General features: G+C 72.3%; 16 protein-coding genes. 4 read left to right on the top strand and 12 right to left on the bottom strand.

Going from position 1 to position 22636, the window contains the following annotated elements; translation table 11 throughout:
- Positions 1-96: 96 nt before the first annotated feature.
- The 3 genes from GA0115234_RS00435 to eccD form a co-directional block, all read right to left on the bottom strand.
- Positions 97-462, bottom strand: coding sequence for a hypothetical protein (locus GA0115234_RS00435; protein ID WP_256088502.1), 366 nt, complete (start codon positions 460-462; stop codon positions 97-99).
- Between the two features lie 102 nt (positions 463-564).
- Entirely contained in the window at positions 565-2118 is a 1554-nt protein-coding gene (eccB, locus tag GA0115234_RS00430; protein ID WP_093538812.1) for a type VII secretion protein EccB, read from the bottom strand.
- Between the two features lie 17 nt (positions 2119-2135).
- Positions 2136-3536: a type VII secretion integral membrane protein EccD gene (gene eccD / locus GA0115234_RS00425; RefSeq protein ID WP_093538811.1), complete on the bottom strand. Its 1401-nt coding sequence runs from the start codon at positions 3534-3536 to the stop codon at positions 2136-2138.
- 303 nt (positions 3537-3839) lie between these two features.
- On the opposite strand from eccD, the gene eccCa reads away from it, so the two are divergent.
- Entirely contained in the window at positions 3840-7784 is a 3945-nt protein-coding gene (eccCa, locus tag GA0115234_RS00420; RefSeq protein ID WP_093538859.1) for a type VII secretion protein EccCa, read from the top strand.
- Between the two features lie 70 nt (positions 7785-7854).
- On the opposite strand, the gene GA0115234_RS00415 is transcribed toward eccCa, so the two are convergent.
- On the bottom strand, positions 7855-9087 hold the full coding sequence (locus GA0115234_RS00415; protein ID WP_093538810.1) for a S8 family serine peptidase: 1233 nt from the start codon (positions 9085-9087) through the stop codon (positions 7855-7857).
- Positions 9087-12413, bottom strand: a complete 3327-nt coding sequence (locus tag GA0115234_RS00410) for a right-handed parallel beta-helix repeat-containing protein (protein ID WP_237540952.1) — start codon at positions 12411-12413, stop codon at positions 9087-9089. Before GA0115234_RS00410 ends, GA0115234_RS00415 begins: the two co-directional genes overlap by 1 nt.
- A gap of 359 nt (positions 12414-12772) precedes the next feature.
- On the opposite strand from GA0115234_RS00410, the gene GA0115234_RS00405 reads away from it, so the two are divergent.
- From GA0115234_RS00405 to GA0115234_RS00395, 3 genes are all read left to right on the top strand, one after another.
- Positions 12773-13624 carry an NmrA family NAD(P)-binding protein gene (locus tag GA0115234_RS00405; protein ID WP_176729027.1) on the top strand — a complete coding sequence of 284 codons (852 nt, stop codon included), beginning with the start codon at positions 12773-12775 and terminating at the stop codon, positions 13622-13624.
- 160 nt (positions 13625-13784) lie between these two features.
- Positions 13785-14777 (top strand): AraC family transcriptional regulator, encoded by a 993-nt coding sequence (locus tag GA0115234_RS00400; RefSeq protein ID WP_093538809.1) that lies wholly within the window; start codon positions 13785-13787, stop codon positions 14775-14777.
- A 113-nt stretch (positions 14778-14890) separates the two neighbouring features.
- Positions 14891-15451 (top strand): anthrone oxygenase family protein, encoded by a 561-nt coding sequence (locus GA0115234_RS00395; RefSeq protein ID WP_093538808.1) that lies wholly within the window; start codon positions 14891-14893, stop codon positions 15449-15451.
- Between the two features lie 133 nt (positions 15452-15584).
- Here GA0115234_RS00395 and GA0115234_RS00390 read toward each other — a convergent pair whose 3' ends face one another.
- The 7 genes from GA0115234_RS00390 to GA0115234_RS00355 form a co-directional block, all read right to left on the bottom strand.
- Positions 15585-15809 carry a ferredoxin gene (locus tag GA0115234_RS00390; RefSeq protein ID WP_093538807.1) on the bottom strand — a complete coding sequence of 75 codons (225 nt, stop codon included), beginning with the start codon at positions 15807-15809 and terminating at the stop codon, positions 15585-15587.
- A gap of 4 nt (positions 15810-15813) precedes the next feature.
- On the bottom strand, positions 15814-17055 hold the full coding sequence (locus GA0115234_RS00385; protein ID WP_093538806.1) for a cytochrome P450: 1242 nt from the start codon (positions 17053-17055) through the stop codon (positions 15814-15816).
- A gap of 147 nt (positions 17056-17202) precedes the next feature.
- Positions 17203-17994: an ABC transporter permease gene (locus GA0115234_RS00380; protein WP_093538805.1), complete on the bottom strand. Its 792-nt coding sequence runs from the start codon at positions 17992-17994 to the stop codon at positions 17203-17205.
- On the bottom strand, positions 17994-19025 hold the full coding sequence (locus GA0115234_RS00375) for an ATP-binding cassette domain-containing protein (protein ID WP_093538804.1): 1032 nt from the start codon (positions 19023-19025) through the stop codon (positions 17994-17996). Before GA0115234_RS00375 ends, GA0115234_RS00380 begins: the two co-directional genes overlap by 1 nt.
- Before the next feature lie 58 nt (positions 19026-19083).
- Positions 19084-19974 carry a DUF4097 family beta strand repeat-containing protein gene (locus GA0115234_RS00370; protein WP_093538803.1) on the bottom strand — a complete coding sequence of 297 codons (891 nt, stop codon included), beginning with the start codon at positions 19972-19974 and terminating at the stop codon, positions 19084-19086.
- 128 nt (positions 19975-20102) lie between these two features.
- Positions 20103-20636 (bottom strand): hypothetical protein, encoded by a 534-nt coding sequence (locus GA0115234_RS00365; RefSeq protein WP_093538856.1) that lies wholly within the window; start codon positions 20634-20636, stop codon positions 20103-20105.
- 1060 nt (positions 20637-21696) lie between these two features.
- Positions 21697-22437 (bottom strand): hypothetical protein, encoded by a 741-nt coding sequence (locus GA0115234_RS00355; RefSeq protein ID WP_093538802.1) that lies wholly within the window; start codon positions 22435-22437, stop codon positions 21697-21699.
- Positions 22438-22636 lie beyond the last annotated feature (199 nt).

The raw sequence follows: 22636 nt of genomic DNA, 5'->3' as shown, positions 1-22636 counted from the left end.
CTTCACTGCCTGGGAACGATGCCCCGCCGCGGTGGCGGCGAGGGGTGCCGGACGGCCGGCGGGATGGACGGCGGGGCGACGCCGTCCGGGGCGGCCCTACGCCATGAGGTCGTCGAACGCCTTCTGCGAGGCGCTGTACGCCTGGTTGATCGCGTCGTTGGACGATCCCTGCGTCTTGCCGTGCTCCACCAGGCTCGTGTTGAGCTTGTCGACCATGTCCTCCAGGTTACGGAGGATGATGTTGACCTGGTCGTCCCACTGCTTCAGCAGGGCGCCGTACTGGCCGCCGTCGCTGCCCTGGTAGCCCTTGCTCAGGTTGTTGCGGGTGTTGTCGACGTCCTGGCGGGACTTGAGGATTCCGCTGTAGGCGGCCTCAAGGGCCTGAATGCCGTTCCGGGTCGAGCTCTCGCTCGACTGCTGGAGGTTGCCGCCCGGTCCCGCCTGAGCGCCTGCGTCTGCCACGGTGTCTCCCATGCTCAACTGCTGGATGGCCGTGATCCTATGATCAGATCGACGGTGTCCTCAATGACCCGTGGCGGCATCTGAGCTTTTCCTGAGGATTACTCAACTTCCTTTACCGGAAGGCAATGTTCTGTTGCCTTGATGGCCCTCCGCTTTTTCCTCTCCTCGCGGGCACGAGGGCGCCGTCGTGCCCACGCCGCGTCCCGCCGCGGCCGCCTCCGGGCTCAGGTCGGGGCCGGACGGCAGCATGGCCAGGATCGGCGACGGAAGCGCCTGGGCGGCCGCGCCGTCGTACCCCAGCGCCTTCTGCGCCGCCTGGGACAGAAGCCGGTACTTCACCCCGTTGTCGGCGACGAAATAGGTGGTGGAGCCGACATCGGTACCACCCGCGCCGAGCGCCTTGACCAGTGCGCCGTGCCCTGGGCGCACCGTCGTCGCGTCGACCGGCAGACAGGCCGCGGCGATGTTCTCCGGCGAGGCGGCGGAGGCCGGCGGGAGCGCGGTGAGCGGAACCAGCGCACCGGTCACCCGGGTACCGTCCCCGCGGTCCGGCCGCACCCGGGCACAGGCGGCCCAGCCCGCCGGTACGGGTTCGGCGCGCGGCGGCTTCGCGGGCAGGACGGCCGGAACCGGCTCGCTGCCGTCCGTGCCGGGCGCCAGTCGGGCCTTCACCTCGGCCGCACCGACCACCGCCGCGACGGGCGCCGCACCCCCGTACGCCGCGTCACGGGTGGCCGCGTCACCGAGCGCCAGCGCCGCCCCGGTCTCCGTCAACGGGACCAGGCCCTCCTTGCGCAGCAGGTAGTACTGGCGCGCCGCCCCCGGCGTGCGGGACTGGAACACCTGCCCCAGCTTCGACGGCCGTCCGCCCAACGACGGTCCCGCGCCACCACGGCCGGGCACGGCGGGCGGCACCAGATCCGGGCCCTGCACCAACGCGTCCAGGAACGCGGCGGACACCGGCCGGGGCGTCACCGACCCGTACCCCAGCGACACCGCGGCGTTCCCGCCCCGGTCCAGCCGCAGCCGGCTGCCCTGCCAGACCAGGTACCGCGTCCGGTCCGGCCCCGACACCACCAGGGCCTGCCCGGCGCCCAGCCCGCGCCCCTCGACCGGCGCACCGGCCACCAGCGCGGTGAACGCGCCCGTCGGGTTCCGGGAGCCACCGGAGTCCTCCGTACCGGCCTCCGACGCCAGCACCGAGCACACCTGCCACGGGTCGCTCTCCAGGTCCTCCGGGCCCGGGACGGAGTCCGGCGCGCCCGGTATCCCGACGGGGGCGCCGACCGGAGTGCCCTTCAGCGACGCCGTACCCACGTCCTCGGACTTCAGCTTCCCCTCGCCGACCAGCAGCGCGGAGGCGTAGTTGCGCACCGGGCGCAGCCGGCCCGCCACGTACACGTAACGGGCCCCCGTGTCCCGGTTGACCACCAGGGTTCCCGAGGCCCGCCACGCGTCGTTGCCGCCCGGGGACATGAAGCCGTACACCAGTGAGCCGGCGGCCACCAGCGCGGTGATCACCACACCGATCAGCACGCCGCGGGTCGTCCGCCCCAGTGGGCTCTCCGGGGCGTCCGGGTCGGCGAGCAGCATCCCCGAGGTCAGCCGGCCCATCACGAAGGTGTGCGCCTGGACTTGGTCACGCTTGGACTGCATGTCGCATACCTTCCGGGTCAGCCGTTGATCGCCCGGAGCGCGGCGAAGACGCCGAGCACCCAGAGCGCGAGCGGCAGCAGACTGATCGCCAGTGCCGAGTGCAGCAGTTCGGCCGCGCGGCCCCAGTACGGCACCAGACGGCGCCCCGGCACCGTCCAGGACACGATGGCCAGCAACGCGGTGCACGCCACGAGCCCCGCCACCAGCAGTGGCCGCTCGGCGGGGGCCAGCGTCGCCGCCAGCGCCAGGACCAGCAGCGCCGCTCCCCACACACCGGGCAGCAGCAGCGCGAGGCGCTGCGGAACGTTGACCATGCCGCGCCCGTGCAGCAGCAGAAGCAGCGAGAGCACCGAGGCGGTGAGCGTCTCCGGCAGGTTCGGGTGGTCGGCCAGGACCAGGAGACTGGCCGCGCAGACGGTGCCCGCGGCCCCGTACAGCGCGGTCATCCAGCCGCTCGCCAGCTCGGTGCGGGTCGTCACGTCGCCACCCGCGTAGGGCTCGATGCCCTCCTGCAACTGCTGCGAGTTGGTCGGCAGCGAGGGCATCCGCATGCCCGCGAGCTTGAATGCCAGGGCCGGGACGAAACCGCCCAGCATCACGGCCAGCGCGGCGAGCACCGTCGCCGCGCCGTCCATCGTCAGACCGGCGGGCCCGGCGAGCGCCCCGCCCAGCGCGACGGCACACCAGAACACCGCCGTCGCCAGGAAGAACGGCACGGACACGGCCGCGAGGGCGAGCCCCAGCACGGCACCACCCGCCCCGGCGGCCCCCGCCGCCAGCAGCCGGGCACCCAGCACCTGGTGCATGTCCGGGCCGCTCAGGTCGCCGCCCGGCAGCAGCCAGCCGGCCAGGGACAGATAGGGGCTCGCCATCGAGCCGAGGACCGCGGCGGCGGCCGCGTCGCCCACCGCACGGCTCGCCGAAGCGGCCCCGGCGAGCAACAGCGCGCCCACCGCGCCCGCTCCGACGGCGCGCACGCCGACCGGCCCGCCGGGCCAGGCCAGCAGCGCCAGTCCGGCCAGCAGGGTCAGGACGCACAGCACGCGCAGCAACCGCCTGCTGGAGTCGGCGGTCCAGCCGTGCAGCCTGTCGCGCACCACACTGGCGATGCCGTCGACCAGGTCGTCCAGCCGTACTTCGGGCAGGGCGTCGGTGTGCGGGCGCAGGTAGAGGACCTCGCCGTCCTTGAGGTCGAGGGCCTCCAGGGATCCTTCGTCGTCCAGGACCGGGCCGCCCAGCCGTTGCAGCACCCAGCCGCTGTGGTCGAGGCCGTTCTCCTCCAGCTCCTCACCCGCGTAACGCAGCACGGTGGGAAGGAGATCGGCCACCGGCACATCGGCGGGCACCGCAAGGTCGATGGTCTTTTCGGGGGCACGTATGGTGAGGCGGCACAGGCCCGCCACGGAGCTGTCGGTCAAGGTCAGGGCTCGCGTTCTCGTGGGGACGTGTCGGATGCGACATGGACGCGCTTGGCGAATCGGATGCAGACTACTGATCATCATCCGGAACGTCGTCAACGGACCTCTTCCGAGTCTCTGTTGGTCCACAAGTGCCCGGGTTGTGCACATGTCGGCACCCCTGTCGCACCCATGCCGGCCCGGTCCACCCCCCGTCACGGCGGTCGGTCCCTGCCGTCCGCGGCTGCCGTCGCCGTCGTCGAAGGAGTCTGTTCGTTGAGTGTGGTCCTCTTCCGCCGCCCAGCCCGCCGTCGCGGCCCCGACATGCCCGAAGGTGAGCTGATCCTCCAGGAGCCACCGACCCTGCCGGAGACGGTTCCCGACTCCTCGGCGATCTGGACCTATCTGCCGATGGCCATGATGTCGGTGTCCATGATGCTGATGTTCATGCGTCCGGGCGGCGGCAGCAGCGTCTTCACCTACCTGGCGCTCGGCATGATGGTCACCGCCTCGGCCGCCATGCTCATCGGCCAGATGATGCGCAAGGGCGGCGAGCGCAAGCAGCGGCTGCGCGGAGAGCGCCGCGACTACCTGCGCTACCTCTCCCAGATCCGGCGCAGCGTCCACGAGGCGGTCAGCGACCAGCAGGAGGCCCTCGCCTGGCGGCACCCCGAACCCAAGGTGCTGCGCACCATGGTGCGCTCCACCCGGCTCTGGGAACGCCGCGTCACCGACGACGACTTCGCCGAGATACGGATAGCCGTCGGCGATCAGCAGCTCGCGCTGCGCCTCAGCCCGACGGCGACCAAGCCGGTCGAGGACCTCGAACCGCTCTGCGCCCACGCGCTGCGCCGGTTCATCAAGGCGTACGGGGTCGTTCCCGAGCAGCCCACCGGGCTCTACCTGCGCTCCTGGACCAGGATCCTGTTCCGCGGCGACGACCGGGCCGTACGGGACTCCGTCCGCGCGATCCTGTCCCAGCTCGCCTTCTTCCACCCGCCGGAGGAACTCTGGATCGCCCTGTGCGTCGCCGACGAACGGCGCGCCGCGTGGGAGTGGGTGAAGTGGCTCCCGCACAGCCAGCACGCCCAGGAACAGGACGGCGCGGGCCCCTCCCGTCTGGTCGCCTCCACCTTCCGTGACCTGGAAGCACTGCTCGGCGCCGAATTCTCCGAGCGGCCCCCCTTCGACCCCGAGGCCGTGCCCGGCCGCGACGAACCGTTCACCGTGATCGTCGTCGACGGCACCACCGTGCCCGCCGGCCACCGCCTGGACGGCCCCGGCCTGCGCAATGCCGTCGTGCTCGACCTGTCCGGCGCCCTCAGCTGGCGTCCCGGCCGCACCACCCTGCGCCTCGACGTCCAGCCCGACAGCCTCAACCTCGTCCGCACCGACCGCAGCCGCAAGGAGCAGACCACCCTCCTCGGCCGCCCCGACGCCATGGGCCCCGGCGCCGCCGAGGCACTGGCCCGGCTGCTCGCCCCGTACCGGATGAGCCTGTCCTCGGACGCCGCCCAGCCGCTGGACACCGACGTCGAACTCACCACCCTGCTCGGCATCCCGGACCTGTACCGGCACGACCCGGCCACCCTCTGGGAACGCTCCACCGGCGCGGCCCGGCTGCGCGTACCGGTCGCGGTCGGGGCCGACGGAATCCCCGTGGAACTGGACATCAAGGAGTCCGCGCAGGGCGGCATGGGCCCGCACGGCATGCTGATCGGCGCCACCGGATCCGGCAAGAGCGAGCTGCTGCGCACCCTGGTGCTCGGCCTCGCCCTCACGAACTCCTCGGAAACACTCAACTTCATCCTGGTGGACTTCAAGGGCGGCGCCACCTTCCTCGGCCTCGACGAACTCCCGCACACCTCCGCGGTGATCACCAACCTGGCCGACGAGGTCGCTCTCGTGGAGCGCATGCAGGACGCCCTGCACGGTGAACTCGTGCGCCGCCAGGAACTGCTGCGCAGCGCCGGGAACCACACCTCCGCGCTGGAGTACGAGAAGGCACGGGCGGCCGGCGCCGACCTCGAACCGCTGCCCAGCCTCTTCGTCGTCGTCGACGAGTTCAGTGAACTCCTCTCCGCGCACCGTGAATTCATGGACCTCTTCGTGATGATCGGCCGCCTCGGCCGTTCACTCGGTGTCCATCTGCTGCTCGCCTCCCAGCGCCTGGACGAGGGGCGCATGCACCAGCTGGAGAGCCACCTCTCCTACCGGGTGGGGCTGCGCACCTTCTCCGCCATGGAGTCACGCGGTGTGCTCGGCGTCCCCGACGCCTACCAACTGCCCTCCCAGCCCGGCAGCGGCTTCCTCAAGAGCGGCGTCGACGCGCTGACCCGGTTCCGGGCGGCGTACGTGTCCGGCCCGTACCGCAAGCGCCGCGGCGCCGCGGTCCAGGCCAGGGTCGCCAGCCAGGTGATGCCCTGGACGACCGACTGGGTCGTCCCCCGGGCCCCCGCCCGCACCTCCGAACCCGAGCCCGTCGCGGCGGCCGACGAGGCGGACACCGGCGACACACTGCTCTCCGTCGCCCTGGACCGGCTGCGCGGCTCCGGACCCGCCGCCCACGAGGTGTGGCTGCCGCCGCTGGACCTGCCGCCCGCCCTCGATGTGCTGCTCCCCCTGCTGGAGCCCGATCCGGACCGCGGCCTCACCCCGGTCGGGACCTCGGGGCCGGGCCGGCTCAAGGTGCCCCTCGGGCTGGTGGACATGCCGTTCGAGCAGCGCCGCGACCCGCTGATGGTGGATCTCTCCGCCTCGGGCGGCCACGTCGCCGTCGCGGGCGGTTCGCAGAGCGGCAAGTCGACCATCGTACGGACCCTGATCAGCGCACTCGCCCTCACCCACACCCCGCGCGAAGTGCAGTTCTACTGCCTGGACTTCGGCGGCGGCGCGCTCTCCGCACTGTCCCGGCTGCCGCACGTCGGCGGTGTCGCGGGACGGCTCGACACCGAACGGATCAGCCGTACGGTGGCCGAGGTCACCGCCGTGCTCAACGAGCGCGAGCAGTTCTTCCAGGACAGCGGCGTCGACTCGATGGCCTCCTACCGGCGCCGCCGCGCCGCCGGGGAGTTCCCCGACGAACCCCACGGAGACGTCTTCCTCGTCGTCGACGGCTGGGCCACGGTCAAGCAGGACTTCGACACACTGATCCCCACCTTCCACCAGATCGCCTCCCGCGGCCTCAACTACGGCGTCCACCTCGTCGTCACCACCGCCCGCTGGATCGAGCTCCCCGCCCAGGTCCGCGACCAGTCGCTGACCCGCATCGAGCTCAAGCTCGGCGACCCGATGGACTCGATGATCGACATCCGCAAGGCCGCCACCGTGCCGCGCGGCGCCGGGCGCGGACTGACCGTGGAGGGCAAGCTCCACTTCCTGACCGCGCTGCCCCGCATCGACGGGAGCGACGACGCGGACGACCTCGCCGAGGGCGTCGCCGACATGGTCGCCCGGATCGCCGAACACTGGCAGGGACCGCCGGCCCCGCCGGTCCGGATGCTCCCGCACCGCCTCCCGGCCGGTGAACTCCCCGCGCCGGAGCGCACCGAGGGACTGCGCGTCCCGATCGGCCTGGACGAGGAGACCCTCTCGCCCGTCTGGCACGACTTCGGCCGCACCCCGCACCTGATCGGCATCGGCGACAGCGAGAGCGGCAAGACCAACCTGCTGCGCCTGCTGGTCCGCTCCATCACCGCGAAGTACACCGCGGCCGAGGCCCGCATCCTGGTGGTGGACTACCGCCGCGAACTGGTCGACGCCGTCCCCGAGGAGTACCGCCTCGGACATGTCGTCGCGATCGACTCGCTGCGCGAACTGGTCGGCGGCGCGGCCCGCGCCATCAAGACCCGCCTCCCCGGCCCGGACATCGCACCGTCCCGGATGCGGCAGTGCGACTGGTGGACGGGCCCCCGGCTGTTCGTCCTGGTCGACGACTACGACATGGTCAGCGGCACCGGCTCCTACGACCACCCCTTCGCCCCGCTCCTGGACCACCTCGCGCTCGGTTACGAGGTCGGCCTGCACGTGGTGGCGGTACGGTCGGCCACCGGTGCCGGACGCGGCCTCAACGACCAGTTGCTGCGCCGCCTGGACGAGGTCAACACGCCCGGCATGCTGCTGTCCTGCCCGCCCTCGGAGGGTTATGTGTTCGGCAATGTGAAGCCGCGCAACCTGCCGCCGGGCCGGGCCCAGTACATCGTCCGGCGCAAGGCCACCCTCGTGCAGACCGCACTGGCCCGGGAGGACGAGGCGCCGCCCGTGAACTGAGGGACGTGCGAAGGGCCCCGGGAATCCGCAGTGGAATCCCGGGGCCCTTCGCCGTTTTCCGTCACCACGCTCAGTGACCCGGCGTACTCGCCGCCCGGCGGCGGTCCGCGGGCCGCCAGCCGCGCGACCGGCCACGGGGCGCGATCAGCGCCGCCCACGCGACCAGCAGCGCGAGGGAGCCGCCCGCCACCGCGATCCACAACGCCCGGCGGGTGGCGCCCTCGCTGCCGTTGCCCGGGGGCAGCACCAGGGAATCGTCCCGCGCCGCCCGCGGGTGCGCCGCCGGATCCTGTACGGAGGTGACGGCGGCGTACGGGTCCAGCCCCGGCACGTCCGCCGGGTAGGCGGTACGGATCAGCCGCCGCGCCGTTTCGGCGGCCGACAGCTCCGGGTGCGCGGACCGCACCAGCGCGGCCGCGCCCGCCGCGTACCCGGCGGCGAACGAGGCCCCCGAACCGATGAAGTGGCCCGTCCCGCGCGGTGCGATGCCCACGACCCCGTCGCCCGGGGCGGCGAGGTCCGCGCCGTGCGTGGTGGGGGCGCCGGCCGGTCGGGTGCCCCGGGAGTCCACGTCGACGACGGAGAGGACGCCGGGCGCCGACGCGGGCCAGTAGTCACGCGGCGGCTCGGGCTCCCCGCCCGCGGAGACACGCACCGGGTCCGGGGTCGCGGCGGCCACGATCAGCGCGTCGTGGGAGGCCGCGTACGTCACGGCCGAGTCCAGCCCGGCCGAGGAGGCGGCCAGCGCGGGGGAGACCTGGATGACCTTCGCCCCCGCGTCGGTGGCCGCCCGGATCCCGTCGGCGACCGAGGCCGCGGTCGCCGCGCCCCGCTCGTCCGTGCCGCGGACCGCGACGATCCGCGACTCCTGGGCGACCCCCGCGACGCGCACCTTGTCGGCGCGGGCCGCCGCGATCAGCCCGGCGACGAACGTGCCGTGGCCGACACAGTCCGTCCCGGCGCCACCGACCGCCGAGACCCGGCCCGCGAGCGCCGGGGCCCGGTCCGAGACCCCGGTGTCCACCACCGCGACCTTCACCCCCTTGCCCGCACCGAACTCCCAGGTGCGGGCGAGCTGGAGGTTCTGCTGCTCCCACGGCACCGCCGTGGCCCGCGCCGCCGACCCGCCGGTGCACGGATCACCGGCTTCGAGACGCACCGGCACCACCGGCAGCTTGACCTTCTCGCCGTCGGCCGCGGCGGGACCGGCGAGCGGCAGGACCAGGGCCGTGGCGAGGACGGCCGCGGCCGGAACACGTCCGGTGCGGCGGTACGGGCCCGGGTGTCCGGGCCGGGCGGTCATCATTCGGGCACCGCCTGCGGACGGATGACATCCTCCGGGAGCAGCAGCCGCAGATCGTCCAGACCGGGCGCCGCCATGGCGCTCACCCGGCCCGCCTGGCGCGTCATCATGCCCTCCAGCACCTGCCGGGCCAGCCGCGCGTTGCCGAACGAACGGTCCCTGGGCAGTGCGTCGAAGTACTCCCGCATGACCGCGCCCGCCCCCGGACCGCACTCGTACCCGGAGGTGGCCGCGTGCTGGCGCACGATGGTGACCAGCTCGTCCGAGGAGTAGTCGGCGAACTCCACCCGCCTGGAGAAGCGGGAGGAGAGACCGGGGTTGGACGCCAGGAAGCGCTCCATCTCACCGGTGTAGCCGGCGACGATCACCACCACCTCGTCACGGTGGTCCTCCATCAGCTTCAGCAGGGTGTCCACCGCCTCGCGCCCGAAGTCACTGCTGCCCGAGGACCCTTCCGGCGTCAGCGTGTACGCCTCGTCGACGAACAGCACCCCGCCCCTGGCCCGGTCGAACACCTCCCGGGTGAGCTGGGCGGTGTGTCCGACGTACCGGCCGACCAGGTCGGCCCGCGCCACCTCGATGAGCTGGCCGCGAGGCAGCACACCGAGCGACTTCAGCAGCTCGCCGTAGAGCCGGGCGACCGTGGTCTTGCCGGTGCCGGGCGGTCCGGTGAAGACCAGATGGTGGCTGATCCGCGGCGCGGGCAGCCCGGCCGCCTCCCGCTTCTTCGCGGTGGCCAGCAGATTGACCAGGTCGGTGACGTCACGCTTGACGGCGGCCAGGCCCACCATGTCCCCGAGCCGGGTCAGCGGGTCGCTCTCCGACCCGTCGGCCGCCTTGCCGGAGGCCGCGGCGGCGGCCTCCTCGCCGACGTCCTCGGGGAGCAGCCGGGTGAGGTCCTGCTCGTTGGCGTCGGGGAGGGTGGCCAGCCGGTAGGCCTGACGGTCCACCATCTCCTCGAACACCTGCCGGGCGGCGCGGCCGTTGCCGAAGCCGGCGTCCCTGGGCATCCGCTCGAAGTGCGTGGCGAGCGCGGTGAGCGTCGACTCGTCGAGCTCGTAGCGGTGATGGGCGCACATGCTCTCGATGATCGCGACCAGCTCGGGGACCGCGTAGTTCTCGAACTCGACCGTGCGGGAGAAACGGGAGGCGAGACCCGGGTTGGAGCCCAGGAAGTCGCGCATCTCGTCGGCGTACCCGGCGGCGACCACGACGATGTCGTCCCGGTGGTCCTCCATCAGCTTCAGAAGCGTGTCGACGGCCTCGCGGCCGAAGTCGGCGCCCGAGCCCCGCCCGTCGGAGAGCAGGCTGTACGCCTCGTCGATGAACAGCACCCCGCCCAGCGCCCGCTTGAACGTCTCGGTGGTCTTGATGGCGGTGCCACCGACGATCTGCGCCACCAGGTCCGCGCGCGAGACCTCCACCAGGTGGCCGGAGGGCAGTGCGCCCAGTTCGGCGAGGATCGCCCCGTAGAGCCGGGCGACCGTGGTCTTGCCGGTGCCGGGCGGCCCGGAGAAGACCAGGTGCCGGCTCATCGGCGGGGCCGGCAGGCCGAGGCGGGCGCGTCGTTGGGCGAGCTGGATCAGGTTGACCAGCGTCCGTACCTGGTGCTTGACGTTGTCCAGGCCGATCAGCGCGTCGAGTTCGGCGAGCGGGCCGTCCTCGCGGGCCGCTCCGGCACCGCCCCCGGTGGCGCCCGTACCGGCCGGGTCGGTGCCCTCGGCCTCGCCGAGCCCCCAGGCGTCCCGCTTGCCGTTGCCCGTACTGGTCAGTTGCTCGACCGCCAGCCGGTCGCCCGCCTGGGCCTGCATCAGACCGCTGCCCTCGTTGTCCCGTGCGGTGCAGTTGACCACCGACACGGCGGCCGTGGTCTCCACCCGGAAGCCGTCCCGGCCGGAGCCGCTGACCTCGCAGGCGGTGAAGGCGCCCCGGCCGCCCTGGGCCAGCAGCACGCCGTGTTCGGTGGCGGCGGTGATCCGCAGCCGGGTCGCGGTCAGTTCGCCGCCGTCCTCCACCAGGACACCGGAGTCGGTGGCCTCCTGGACGTCGCAGTCCCGGATGGTGACGCTGCCGCCCGTGGCCACGGACATCCCGTGCGTGGCACCGCGCACGGCGCCCCCGCCGACGTAGACGTTGCCGTTGTCGGCGACCCTGATGCCGTCCTCGCCGGGGCGGTCGATCTCGCAGTCCTCCAGGCGGCCCCGGCCGTCCTTGACGACCTCCACGCCGTTCCCCTTGGCGTCGCCGATCCTGGCCCTGCGCACCAGCGGGTTGGCACCGCTGCGGATGCGCAGGCCCGCGCCGCCCGCGTCGAGGACTTCGAGCCGGTCCAGTTCGGCGACCGACTCCTCCTCCAGCAGCACACCCGTCCGCACGCTGTCCCGCACGGTCAGCCCGATCAGCACCGGGGACGCCGAACCCCGCACATGCAGCGCGGCCTCCTCGGCCGAATCCAGCCAGCAGTCCTCGAAGGTGCCCCTGGCCCGGTCCGAGACGAGCAGCCCGGGGCCCTTCGTACGGGCGGTACGGCACCGGCGCAGCAGCGGATCGGTGCCGTCGGACAGGACGATGCCCGGTCCGCTCGTGCCGGTCACCCGGAGGTCCTCCAGCACCGTGCGGGCCGACGAGGAGAGATGGATGCCGACACTGGTGTCGTGGACCACGGTCCGCAGGATCTGCGTGGTGCTCTGCTCCTCCAGCGCGATGGACGGCTTGTCGGTGGAGGAGATGTCGCACTCCTCCACGGAGCCCTGCCCCTCGCCGTTGGCGAGCACCCCGTTGGCGCGGGCGTCCCGGATGGTGCAGCCCCGCAGCGTGATCCGGCCGCGCTCGCCGATCACCACACCGGAGGTGCCCAGGTGCTCGACGGTGCAGGACTCGGCGGAGCTCTCCACCGCCGAGGTCACCACCAGGCCCGCGCCGCGCGGATTGCTCACCCGGCAGTCCCGCAGGGCCACCGAACCGGAGCCGCGGGCCAGCAGCGCGGTCCATGACGCGCCGGTGATGTCGCAGCCGTCCATCGCGATCTGGCCGCGCGAGGCGTCCACCACCGGCAGTTCCTCGTCGCGGCCGCGCAGCACGAGGTCGGTGAGCATCACGGCCTCCGCCTGGAGCACCACGGCGCTGCCGTGCGGCGGGCATATCTCGACGCTGCCGCGCGACTGCTCGGCGACGACGGTGACGGGGACGGTGATGACCAGACTCTCGGCGTAGGTGCCGGAACGGACACTGATCACGGCGCCGTTGCGCGCTCTGGCCAGCGCTTCCCCGATCGTTCGAAAGCTGTCGGGCCGCTCGGGACAGACCGTTAGAACCTGGCGTGACAAGCGGAATCCTCCTCCTTGGGGCCACACCGCGATCCTGGGAACACATTGTCGGAGCGGGTGCGGCACCATCATGCCGGAGTGAGCGGCGGGACCTTCGGCCGGAGCGGGAACGCAGCGTGAACCACGGTCCGTTGCCCTCTGCACGGATCACCGCATCACGGATGAAACGGGACGGAAGACTGCTCGGCCCGGCTCTCGGGGACGACGCCCGAACCCGCCGACGCCTGAACCCGCGACGCCCAGGACCGCCCGGTCGCCGTCATGGAGGCGGCGCCCCGCTCTTCCGGTTAGACGCACGCGTATGGAGTTGAGCGTTGTGGCTATGGTTCGTCTCACCGGGCCGCAGTTGACTGAGGGACATGACGAACACACAGAACATCCAGCGGAACGACCGGCGGACCGGAACGAGGACGACCCTGGTGATCGGCGGCACCGGAAAGACCGGGCGCCGGGTGGCGGAGCGGCTCACCGCGCAGGGGCTGCCGGTGCGGGTCGGGTCCCGCAGCGGCGAACCGCCCTTCATGTGGGAGGACCCGGACACCTGGGAGGCGGCGATCGAGGGCGTCGGAGCCGTCTACGTCACCTACTACCCCGACCTCGGGTTCCCGGGCGCCGCCGAAGCCGTCGGGGCCTTCTCCGAGCTCGCCGTGAAGAAGGGCGCGCGCCGTCTGGTGCTGCTCTCCGGACGCGGTGAGCAGGGCGCGGTCGTCAGCGAGAACAGGCTCAAGGAGTCGGGCGCCGACTGGACCGTCGTACGGGCCAGCTGGTTCAACCAGAACTTCGACGAGAGCTTCTTCCTGGAGCCCGTCCTCTCCGGCGAACTCGTGCTGCCGACGGCCGACGCCGTGGAGCCGTTCGTGGACGCAGACGACATCGCGGACGTCGTCGTCGCGGCCCTCACCGACGACAGGCACATCGGCAGGACCTACGAGCTGTCCGGGCCCCGGTCGCTCAGCTTCCGGGAGGTGGCCGCCGAGCTGTCGAAGGCCACCGGCCGGGAGATCGCATACGTTCCGATCACCCTCGACGACTACCGGGGGTTCCTGCGGGAGAACGGGCTGCCGGTCGAGTTCGCCGAGCTGTTCGGCCTGATCCTCGACGGGCGCAACGCCCGTGTCGTCAACGGTGTGGAGGAGGTCCTCGGCCGCAAGCCGCGCGACTTCTCCGACTACGCGAAGGACGCCGCCGCCACCGGCGTCTGGAACGTCTGACAGCGCCCGGCGGCGCCGGGCAACCAGCATGCGGGGGAGTCCGAGGGAGTCCGAGGGAGTCCCGGGGGCGTCCGGGGGGCGTCCGAGAGTGTCTGTCTGACAGTGTCTGGTGCGGATGCGAGCCGGCGTCCGCGCTCCCAAACCGAACGGGGACCCTCACATGGACGTGCTCACCGGGCTCCTGGACGGGCCCAAGGCGCGCGGCGCCTTCCTGCTCAAGTCCGTCTTCAACCCGCCCTGGTCGCTCCGCGTCGAGGACCGCGCCCCGATCTCCCTGGCCACCATGGTCCACGGCGACGCCTGGGTGATGCCCGACGGCGGCGTCCCGGTCCGCATCGGCCCCGGCGACGTGGCCGTGCTGCGCGGCCCCGACCCCTACACGGTCGCCGACGCGCGGGACACCCCCGTCCAGGTCACCGTGGGCCCGGACCAGCGCTGCAGCACCGGCGGCGGCGAGGACGTCACCGACAGCATGGCCCTGGGGGTGCGCACCTGGGGGGACCCGATCGGCCAGGGCTCGTCCGTCATGCTCAGCGGCACCTACCAGGCGCCCGGCGAGATCGGCCGCCGTCTGCTGGGTGCCCTGCCCGCCCTCCTGGTGCGGCCCGCCGCCCTCGACGACAGCCCGCTCGTACCCCTGCTGGCCGAGGAGATCGACCGCGACGAGCCGGGTCAGGAACTGGTCCTCGACCGCCTTCTCGACCTGCTCTTCGTCAGTGTGCTGCGCACCTGGCTCGCCGAGCCGGACGCCGGTGCGCCGGCCTGGTACCGCGCCCGGTCCGACTCCACGGTCGGGCCCGCACTGCGCCTTCTGCACGAACATCCGGCCCAGGGGTGGACGGTGGAGTCGCTGGCCCGCAAGGTCGGTGTCTCCCGGGCGGGCCTGGCCCGCCGCTTCGCCGAGGTCGTGGGGGAGCCACCGATGACCTATCTGGCCGGCCTGCGCATCGCCCTGGCCGCCGACCTGCTGCGCGAACCGGACGCCACGGTGGCCACGGTGGCGCACCAGGTCGGCTACAGCAGTGCGTTCGCGCTGAGTTCGGCCTTCAAGAGGGTGCGGGGCGTCAGCCCGCAGGAGTACCGCAGGAGCGGTGCCTCGCGGATCGTCCTGCCCGAGCCGACACCGTCCCGGACGGTGGTGCTGGGCGGCTGACGGTCCGGGCCGTTCGCGTCATGTCCGGTCGGACGGCCGGGCGTTGCGGCCACCCCTGTTCTCCGTGCGCGCGCCCCGCGCGAACGACCGAATTCCACAGTGAGGACGCTCCGATGACCATGGATTCCCCGCACCTGCCACGCGCGCTGCACGCGCCGTCGCCCCGGCCGGGCGGAGTCGTGGGCATTCTGCTGGTGATGTCCGTGATCGCCGTCGGTCTGATGGCCGGTCTGTTCTTCGCCTTCGACGTGTCGGTCATGCCCGGCCTGGCCCGTACCGGCGACCGGGTGTACGCGGAGGCCATGCAGAACTTCAACCAGGTGATGGACGGCAGCGGCCTGTTCGCGCTGATCTTTCTCGGCGCGCTCGCCGTGACGGTGGCCGTCGCCGTCGTCGAGTACCGAGGGGGACGCCGCACGGTCGCCCTGTGGGCGGGGGTCGCCGCCGCGCTCTACGCGGTGGCGCTGCTGGTCACGTTCTTCGTCAACATCCCGCTGAACAACGAGCTCGCCGCGATCGGTGACCCGGCGAAGGCCGGGGACCTGTCGGTCGTCGACAGGTTCAAGGGGCTCTGGGAGACGACCAACATCATGCGGACCCTGCTGTGCACCGCCGCCCTGGGCTGCCTGGCGCACTGCCTGAAACTGTACGGCCGCAGCACGCCGGCGACCTGACCCGGGGACGGGAGACGCCGGGGGACGCCAGGGGGACGTCACGGGGTGTCCGCGCCTGATGCCTGCACCGCACACACGAGAGCCCCCACCGGTGCGCGGTGCGGGGCTCTCGGTCCGGGCGGTGCCACGGTCGCTACGAGTCCGTGGAGTCGAGGGCTATGGCCCCGGCGGGGCAGAGGCCGACGGCCAGCCGGGCGGCGGCCCGGTGCTCGGGGGCCGGCGTGGGGTGCAGAAGCACCACCAGGCCTTCCTCGTCGTCCTGGTCGAAGACCTCGGGGGCGGTCAGGGCGCACATACCGGCGCCGGCGCAGCGGTCACGGTCGACGTCGAGACGCAGCGGATCCTGTGGGTCGCTCATGGGGCTACTCCTTGTCCCAGGTGACGGGCAGACTGATCACACCGTAGATGTTGGAGCGGTCGCGCATGGGCACTTCTCGCGGCGGCACCGCGAGGCGCAGGGTGGGGAAGCGGGCGAAGAGCGCCGGGAGGGCGACGGTCATCTCGACCCGGGCGAGCTGCTGGCCCAGGCACTGGTGGGCGCCGTGGCCGAAGGCCAGATGCCCGGTGGCCCGGCGGTGGATGTCGAGCCGGTCGGGCTCGGGGAACCTGTGCGGGTCACGGTTGGCGGCCTGTACGGACACGGTCACCGTCTCACCCGCCCTGATGAGTTCGCCCTCCACCTCGACGTCCTCCAGCGCCGAACGCAACAGCGGGTCGGCCACGCTGAGGTAGCGCAGCAGCTCCTCCACGGTCTGCCCGGCGAGGCCCGGATCGGCGCGCAGGGCGTCGAGCTGGTCGGGGTTGCTGAACAGGGCGAAGGCACCGAGGCCGAGCATGTTCATGGTGGTGTCGAGCCCGGCGGCGAGGAGCAGCCCGCCGATTCCGGCCAGCTCCTCGTCGGTGAGGTCGGCGGAGGTCAGATCGCTGAGCAGGTCGTCGGTGGGCTCGGCGCGCTTGGCGAGGACCAGCTCTTCCAGGTACTGGAGCAGCGCCGTGTATGCCTCGCCCTTCGGCCCCTCACCCACCGTCTGGTCGAAGAGGATCGCCACGTGGCTCTGGAACCGGTCCCGCTCGGCGTACGGCACACCGAGCAGCTCGCAGATCATGAGCGCGGGCACGGGCCGGGCGAATGCCTCCACCAGGTCGACCGTGGGCCCGGCCTGCTCCATGGCGTCCAGGCACTCGGAGGTCAACTGCTCGGCACGCTCGGTGAGTCGGCGCATCCTGCGGACGGTGAACCTGCCCGTGAGCAGGCGCCGGTAGCGGGTGTGCTCGGGGGCGTCGAGGCCGATGATGTCGCCGACCGGCGCCGGAGGCAGCTCCCCCGACATGCCCGCCATCGGCACCGGCAGGTGCAGGAGTTCGTAGCGTGAGCTGAAACGCGGGTCGGCCAGGACCGCACGGGCCGCGGCATGGCCGGTGACCAGCCGGCCCACGTGCCCGTCGGCGTAGCGCAGGCGGCGCATCGGTGTGTCGCTCAGGGCGGTGAGCCCGGCGGGCGGGTCGAAGGGGCAGCCGGTGCGCCGGTCGGTGGGCAGGGTGGGCGGTGCGTCGGTGGTGGTGCCGTCAGCGGTGGTGGCTGCGGCCGTCGGGTCGTACGACATGGGGGCCTTCCGTGACCGTGGTGACAGTGGGGCGGGGTGCAGCGGGTAAGAATCGGTGAAGTGGCGCGGCAGGGCCGGGAGTTACTACTTGGCGCCCGGCCCTGGAGGTGCGGATACCACTTGGTGCCTGGCCTTGAGGAGCGGGAGCTACCCCTTGGCGCCGGCCTTGAAGGTGCGGCGTGCCCATACGTAGCCGACCAGGGCGAGCCCCACGCACCAGGCGAGGGCGATGACCGCGCTGGAGCCGATCTCGGTGCCGAGCCACAGACCGCGCAGGGTCTCGATGATCGGGGTGAAGGGCTGGTACTCGGCGAACCAGCGCAGGCCGGTGGGCATGGAGTCCGTCGGCACGATGGCGCTGCCGAGGAACGGCAGGAACGTCAGCGGCATCGGGATGTTGCTGGCGCTCTCCACGGTCTTGGCGACCAGACCGATGCCCGCGCAGACCCAGGTGAGCGCGAAGGTGAGCAGGGCGAGCAGGCCCACGGCGGCGAGCCACTCGACGGGCGTCGCGTTGGGGCGGAAACCCATCAGGAGGGCGACGCCGATGACGAGCGCGATGCTGGTCATGGTCTGGATGACGCTGCCCACGACATGGCCGGTGAGGAACGAGGCCTGGGAGATCGGCATCGTACGGAAGCGGTTGACGATGCCCTCGGTCTTGTCGACGCACACGCTGATCGCGGTGGTCAGGGCGCCGGAGGTGGCGGCCATCAGGATGATGCCGGGTGCCAGGTAGTCGATGTATTCGCCGCTGCCGGTGGGCAGTTGGCTGATGCCGGTGCCCAGGGCGGTGCCGAAGGCGTAGTTGAACAGCAGCAGCATCATGAGGGGCATGATGACGACGGTGAGCGTCAGGGACGGGTAGCGCAGGGCCTTCTTGAGGTTGCGCCGCAGCATCGTCCTGGAGTCCCTGGCGGCAAAGGACATGGTGGCCATCAGATGTTCTCCTTGGACGATGCGGCGGTGTCGGCGGTGTCGGTGGTGTCGGCGGTTCCGGCGGGGCGGGGCTGACCGGTGAGGGTCAGGAAGACGTCGTCGAGGTCGGGGGTGTGCACGGTGAGCGACTCGGCCCGGACGTCGGTGGTCTCCAGGGTGTCGAGGACGGCCCGCAGGTTGGGGAGGGAACCGTCGCTGGGGATCCGCAGGGTGAGGGATTCCTCGTCGCGCGCGGCGATGCCGAAGATGTTCGCGGCGGCGTCCAGATTCCGGGTGTCGGCGAACCGCACCCGGATGTGGCCGCCGGGGATGCGCTGCTTCAGCTCGTCGGCGGTGCCCTCGGCGATCAGCCTGCCGTGGTCCAGTACGGCTATGCGGTCGGCGAGCTGGTCGGCCTCGTCGAGGTACTGGGTGGTCAGGAAGATGGTCACGCCGTCGTCGGCGACGAGGCCCCGGATGATGTCCCACATGGTGCGCCGGCTGCGCGGGTCGAGTCCGGTGGTGGGCTCGTCGAGGAAGATGACCCGCGGATCGCCGATCAGGGTCATCGCCAGGTCCAGCTTGCGCCGCATGCCACCGGAGAACGTGGCGGTGGTCTTGCCCGCCACCTCGGAGAGCTCGAAGCGGCGCAGCAGTTCGGCGGCCCGCCGTTTGCCCTCGCGCCGGTCGAGGTGGTGCAGATCCGCCATGAGGAGCAGGTTCTCCTCGGCGGTCAGCAGGGCGTCGACGGCCGAGAACTGGCCGGTGACGCCGATCGAGGAGCGCACCGCGTCGGCGGCCCGGGTCAGATCGTGGCCCGCGACCCGGGCCTCGCCCGCGTCGGCGGCGATGAGCGTGGAGAGGATCTCCACCGTGGTGGTCTTGCCGGCGCCGTTGGGCCCGAGCAGGGCGAAGACGGTGCCTTCGGCGATGTCCAGGTCGATGCCGTCGAGCACGAGCTTGTCGCCGTAGGACTTGCGCAGTCCGGTGGCGGTGATCGCCGACGCCGTCGCGTTCGCGGTGACCGGCGTGGATGTCCCGGCAGCAGTCATGCCGTTTTCCTTTCGGGGCTGGGGAGTTCCGGGGTTGGGGATTCGGGTGTACGCGGGGTCAGGCACGGCGGATGACGATGTCGCCGACCGAGGTCCGGGCGTGCACCTCGGCGGTCTCGTCGGAGTCCGCGGGGCCGGCGGAGGAGTCGAGCGAACTGCGTACCGTGCCGTACTTGGCGTTCAGGTCGAGCCAGGCCGCGGTGCCCTGGTGGATGCCCACTTCGAGGTCGCCGACGGAGGTGCGCAGGGTGATGCGGCCACGGGTCACGTCGCCGACGTGGATGCGGCCGTTGGAGGACATCGCGTCGACCCCGGCGTGGGCGACGCCGATCTCGATCCGGCCGTTGGCGGACTTGGCGGTGACGCTGCCGTGTGCGATGCCCACGGAGAGGTCGCCGTTGGCCGCGTTGGTCTTCAGGTCTCCGGTGACCTCGCCGATCTCGGTCGCGCCGTTGCCGTTCTTGACGGTCGCCGCACCGGAGACCGTGCCGATGTCGATCCGGCCCGCGCCGACGGCCTCGACGTCCCCGGTCGAGCGGGTCAGGCGGATGTCGCCGTGGTCGGTCCTGAGGTCGGCGCCCGCCGCCTCGTCCACCTGGAGGTCGCCGAGCGAGGTCTTGAGCGTGACCTCCCCGAGGGGTCCTTCGCAGAGGAAGTTGCCCATGGCCGAGGTGCCCCGGACATCCGATCCCGCGGGCAGTTCGACGCTCACCTCGATGGCGCCCGGCTTGCCGAACAGGGACCGCTTCTTGGGGGTCCTGACCGTGAGCCGGCCGCCCGAGCAGGTGACCTGGGTCTGCTGTACGGCACGTACGTCGTTGTCGTCGGAACCGTTGCGCGGCAGCACCTCCACGACCGTGTCGGTGCGCTTGCCCGCGGTGATGCGGGCGGTGCCGACCTCCAGCTCGAAGGTGGCGGAGATCGGTTCGGGGGTGTCGAAAGAAGGCATGGCTGTCCCGTTCTCTTGGCTCGGGTGGGTGATCCCGCTGGTGAGGCGGGTGATGAATGACGTCGGCCGGATCGGGGATCCGCCGGTGAAAGAGGTGTGGTCCGGGCAGGACCTGCTACGGCTACGTGCTAGCGGACCCAGCCGGTGAAGCCCCGGCCGCCCGAGTCCTTGCCGCGGCCCGGCGGGTTCACGCGCTCCCCGCCGTCAAGGGCGTTGGACACGGCCCGCACCAGCCAGGCGTTGACCGACAGGCCCTCCGCCGCCGCGGCGTTCTCGGCGCGGCCCTTGAGGTGCGCGGGGAGGCGGAAGTTGATTCGTGCCATCGCGCCGTCGTCGGAGTCCGCGAGCGGCGGTGGCGGCGCGGCCGCGGTGGCGGGAGCCGCGACCGGGGCCTGCGTCTCCTGGAACGGCTCGGGTGCGGGCGCCGGCGTCACCACGAACTCGGGGTCGAGCCCGCGCAGCCGCACATCGACCGAACCGGGCGCCAGCTCCCGGGTGACCTCGCCCATGGCGGCGGACAGAGCGTTGAGCAGGGTGAGCCGGGTGGCGGATTCCAAGGGGGCGGTGAGCCGCTCGGCCAGGGCGCGGGCTTCGTCACCGCCGGCGTCCGCTGCGACGGCGAGTTCGTGTCGGAGGTTGTCGACGTAGGGCGTGAGGTCCATGACGCCATGATGGCACATTAATGGCGCCATGGCGAGCCATCTTGGCTCCATCGTGGCGCATGCGTCTCTGACCTGGGGTTTCTTTGGCGTTGTGGAGTGGCTTGGTGCCGTTCGGGTGGGGGTCTGGCTCGCAGTGGTGCCATGGTGTCGTCACGGTGGCGCCATGGCGCCACGGTGGTGGTGCCAGATGGGGCGGACGTGGTGTCCGAGCCGTTCGGCCTTGCTCCGGGAACGCGGCGACGGCGGCGGTTTCCCCGCCGCCGCCCGCCTTCGCCGCCGTCGCTGCCCACGCCGGGCTCACCCGGAATGCCCGCATACCCCTCGTGCGCGACCTCCTCGGCCCCGTGCCCGGCCGACTTGGCGGAGGCCCGCACCCGGCGCACCAGATCGGCCGGCAGGTCCGCCGACGAGCCCGCCCACGCGGTCAGGAACGTTTCGAGGGCGGCGTGCGCGGCGGACGGCTCCAGCGTCTCGGCGAGGAACCGCTGATGAGCCCCGAACTCCTTGGCGGGCATGGCCCCGCCCGTCGCGAACGGCAGTGCGTTGGCCCGGCGGTACCCGGGGTCCACCGGTAGTCCGTGCTCGGCCTCGGCGGCCCATGCCGCCGCGTAGGCCCGGCCGCCGGGCCGGCTCCCGCAGCCGATCGACCGGTGGCCCACGGTGTCCCAGAACCACGGGAGGTGCGCCGGCGGAAGCTGTCGGGCCCGCACCGCCATCGTGTCGAGGAACCGGCGGGCTTGGACCGGGAACGGCCGAGCTCGGTACGCATGTCCTCGATCAGCTCGCGCGCGGTCCCGGCCGCGTCCGGGTCGTGGACGGCGACCCAGTCCGCGTAGGTGCGCGATCCGTGCGGACCTGAGGCGGGCACCAGTGATTCCAGCGAGACGATCATGCCTCGGATGGTGGCACACGCCTCTGACGGTGCCCGTCCGGCCGCCGGGACGGCCGTCCGTCCGTCAGCCGCCCCCGTGCGACGCCCACTTGGTGTCACCGCAGGAGGTGCGGAACGGAACACCGGGTTCCCTGTCAGATCGCCCGTGGGCCGTACGGACGCTCCGTCTCAGATCGCCCGTGGACCGTACAGACGCTCCGCCCGCGCGGCATGCCGTCCTCGGCCCTCGCGCCACCGCACCCCGGCGTACACGGCGGGCAGCAGCACGATCCAGACCACCATCAGGACGAGCCACCCCCGGCCCTCATGACCCCGGCCCGACGAGGCGAAGGCGCCCGCCACACCCGCCGGAATCGCTGCGAGGGCCGCCCACAGCGCGCACATGCCGAAGAACCAGATGCCGCGGGGCGATCCGTACGTGGCCACCTCCCGGGCGCGGGCGAGCAGTACGACTCCCAGGTAGAGGAGGTAGCTGCCGGACACCAGGCAGACCGCGGCCAGCCCCGTCTGCCATTCGGGATCGCTCTCGGGGCTGTCGGTGGAGTGCTGCCGCAGGCCGTCGCGGTCGAGGGCGGTGGCGTAGTCGCGCCACAGGGTGACGGTGACCTCGTCCCCCGGCCTCAGCCGCTCGAACAGCGGCTCGTCCGACCCCATTTCCATCTCGCGCGGGACGTCGGGAGGGCCGTCGAGCCGCACCTCGTACGTCGGGTTCCTGCCGCCGGTCCGCTCCGTGCCGCGGACCGTGGCGGTCTCCGACCGGAGGCAGTCGGTCCGCGCCGTCCGCTCCGTGCACGGCTCGGCCGAGCGGAAGTTCTGGACCGTACCGACGCTCTCGGGTACCGACGCCGCGAAGCCGCCCGCCGCGACCAGCAGGACCAGGGTGCCGAGCAGCGCTCCGGCCCCCCACACCCGGCACCATCGTGCCCGACGGCGGACGGCGGCGGCCCCGCCCGCCCGCCTTCGCGGGGACCGGGCGGGGGAAGGTGCCAGGCGCTTCCCTTTTGGGCGCCCACGTGGCGGTATCGCGGAATTCATCCCACAAGACTATGAGCCGGGCATACGTGAGCCGCAGGCGCACCCGCCCGCCGCGGACGCGTGCTCGGCGGAC

Source organism: Streptomyces sp. DvalAA-43 (assembly GCF_900091725.1).
GTDB lineage: Bacteria > Actinomycetota > Actinomycetes > Streptomycetales > Streptomycetaceae > Streptomyces > Streptomyces pulveraceus.
This window is presented reverse-complemented; position numbering and strand designations above follow the sequence as displayed.

Coding starts and splice junctions, on each gene's coding strand:
- GA0115234_RS00400 (WP_093538809.1), top strand. CDS start 13,785: ATGGACGTGCTCACCGGGCTCCTGGACGGGCCCAAGGCGCGCGGCGCC.
- eccCa (WP_093538859.1), top strand. CDS start 3,840: ATGCCCGAAGGTGAGCTGATCCTCCAGGAGCCACCGACCCTGCCGGAG.
- GA0115234_RS00395 (WP_093538808.1), top strand. CDS start 14,891: ATGACCATGGATTCCCCGCACCTGCCACGCGCGCTGCACGCGCCGTCG.
- GA0115234_RS00370 (WP_093538803.1), bottom strand. CDS start 19,974: ATGCCTTCTTTCGACACCCCCGAACCGATCTCCGCCACCTTCGAGCTG.
- GA0115234_RS00375 (WP_093538804.1), bottom strand. CDS start 19,025: ATGACTGCTGCCGGGACATCCACGCCGGTCACCGCGAACGCGACGGCG.
- eccB (WP_093538812.1), bottom strand. CDS start 2,118: ATGCAGTCCAAGCGTGACCAAGTCCAGGCGCACACCTTCGTGATGGGC.
- GA0115234_RS00385 (WP_093538806.1), bottom strand. CDS start 17,055: ATGTCGTACGACCCGACGGCCGCAGCCACCACCGCTGACGGCACCACC.
- GA0115234_RS00380 (WP_093538805.1), bottom strand. CDS start 17,994: ATGGCCACCATGTCCTTTGCCGCCAGGGACTCCAGGACGATGCTGCGG.
- GA0115234_RS00390 (WP_093538807.1), bottom strand. CDS start 15,809: ATGAGCGACCCACAGGATCCGCTGCGTCTCGACGTCGACCGTGACCGC.
- GA0115234_RS00365 (WP_093538856.1), bottom strand. CDS start 20,636: ATGGACCTCACGCCCTACGTCGACAACCTCCGACACGAACTCGCCGTC.
- GA0115234_RS00415 (WP_093538810.1), bottom strand. CDS start 9,087: ATGACCGCCCGGCCCGGACACCCGGGCCCGTACCGCCGCACCGGACGT.
- GA0115234_RS00405 (WP_176729027.1), top strand. CDS start 12,773: ATGACGAACACACAGAACATCCAGCGGAACGACCGGCGGACCGGAACG.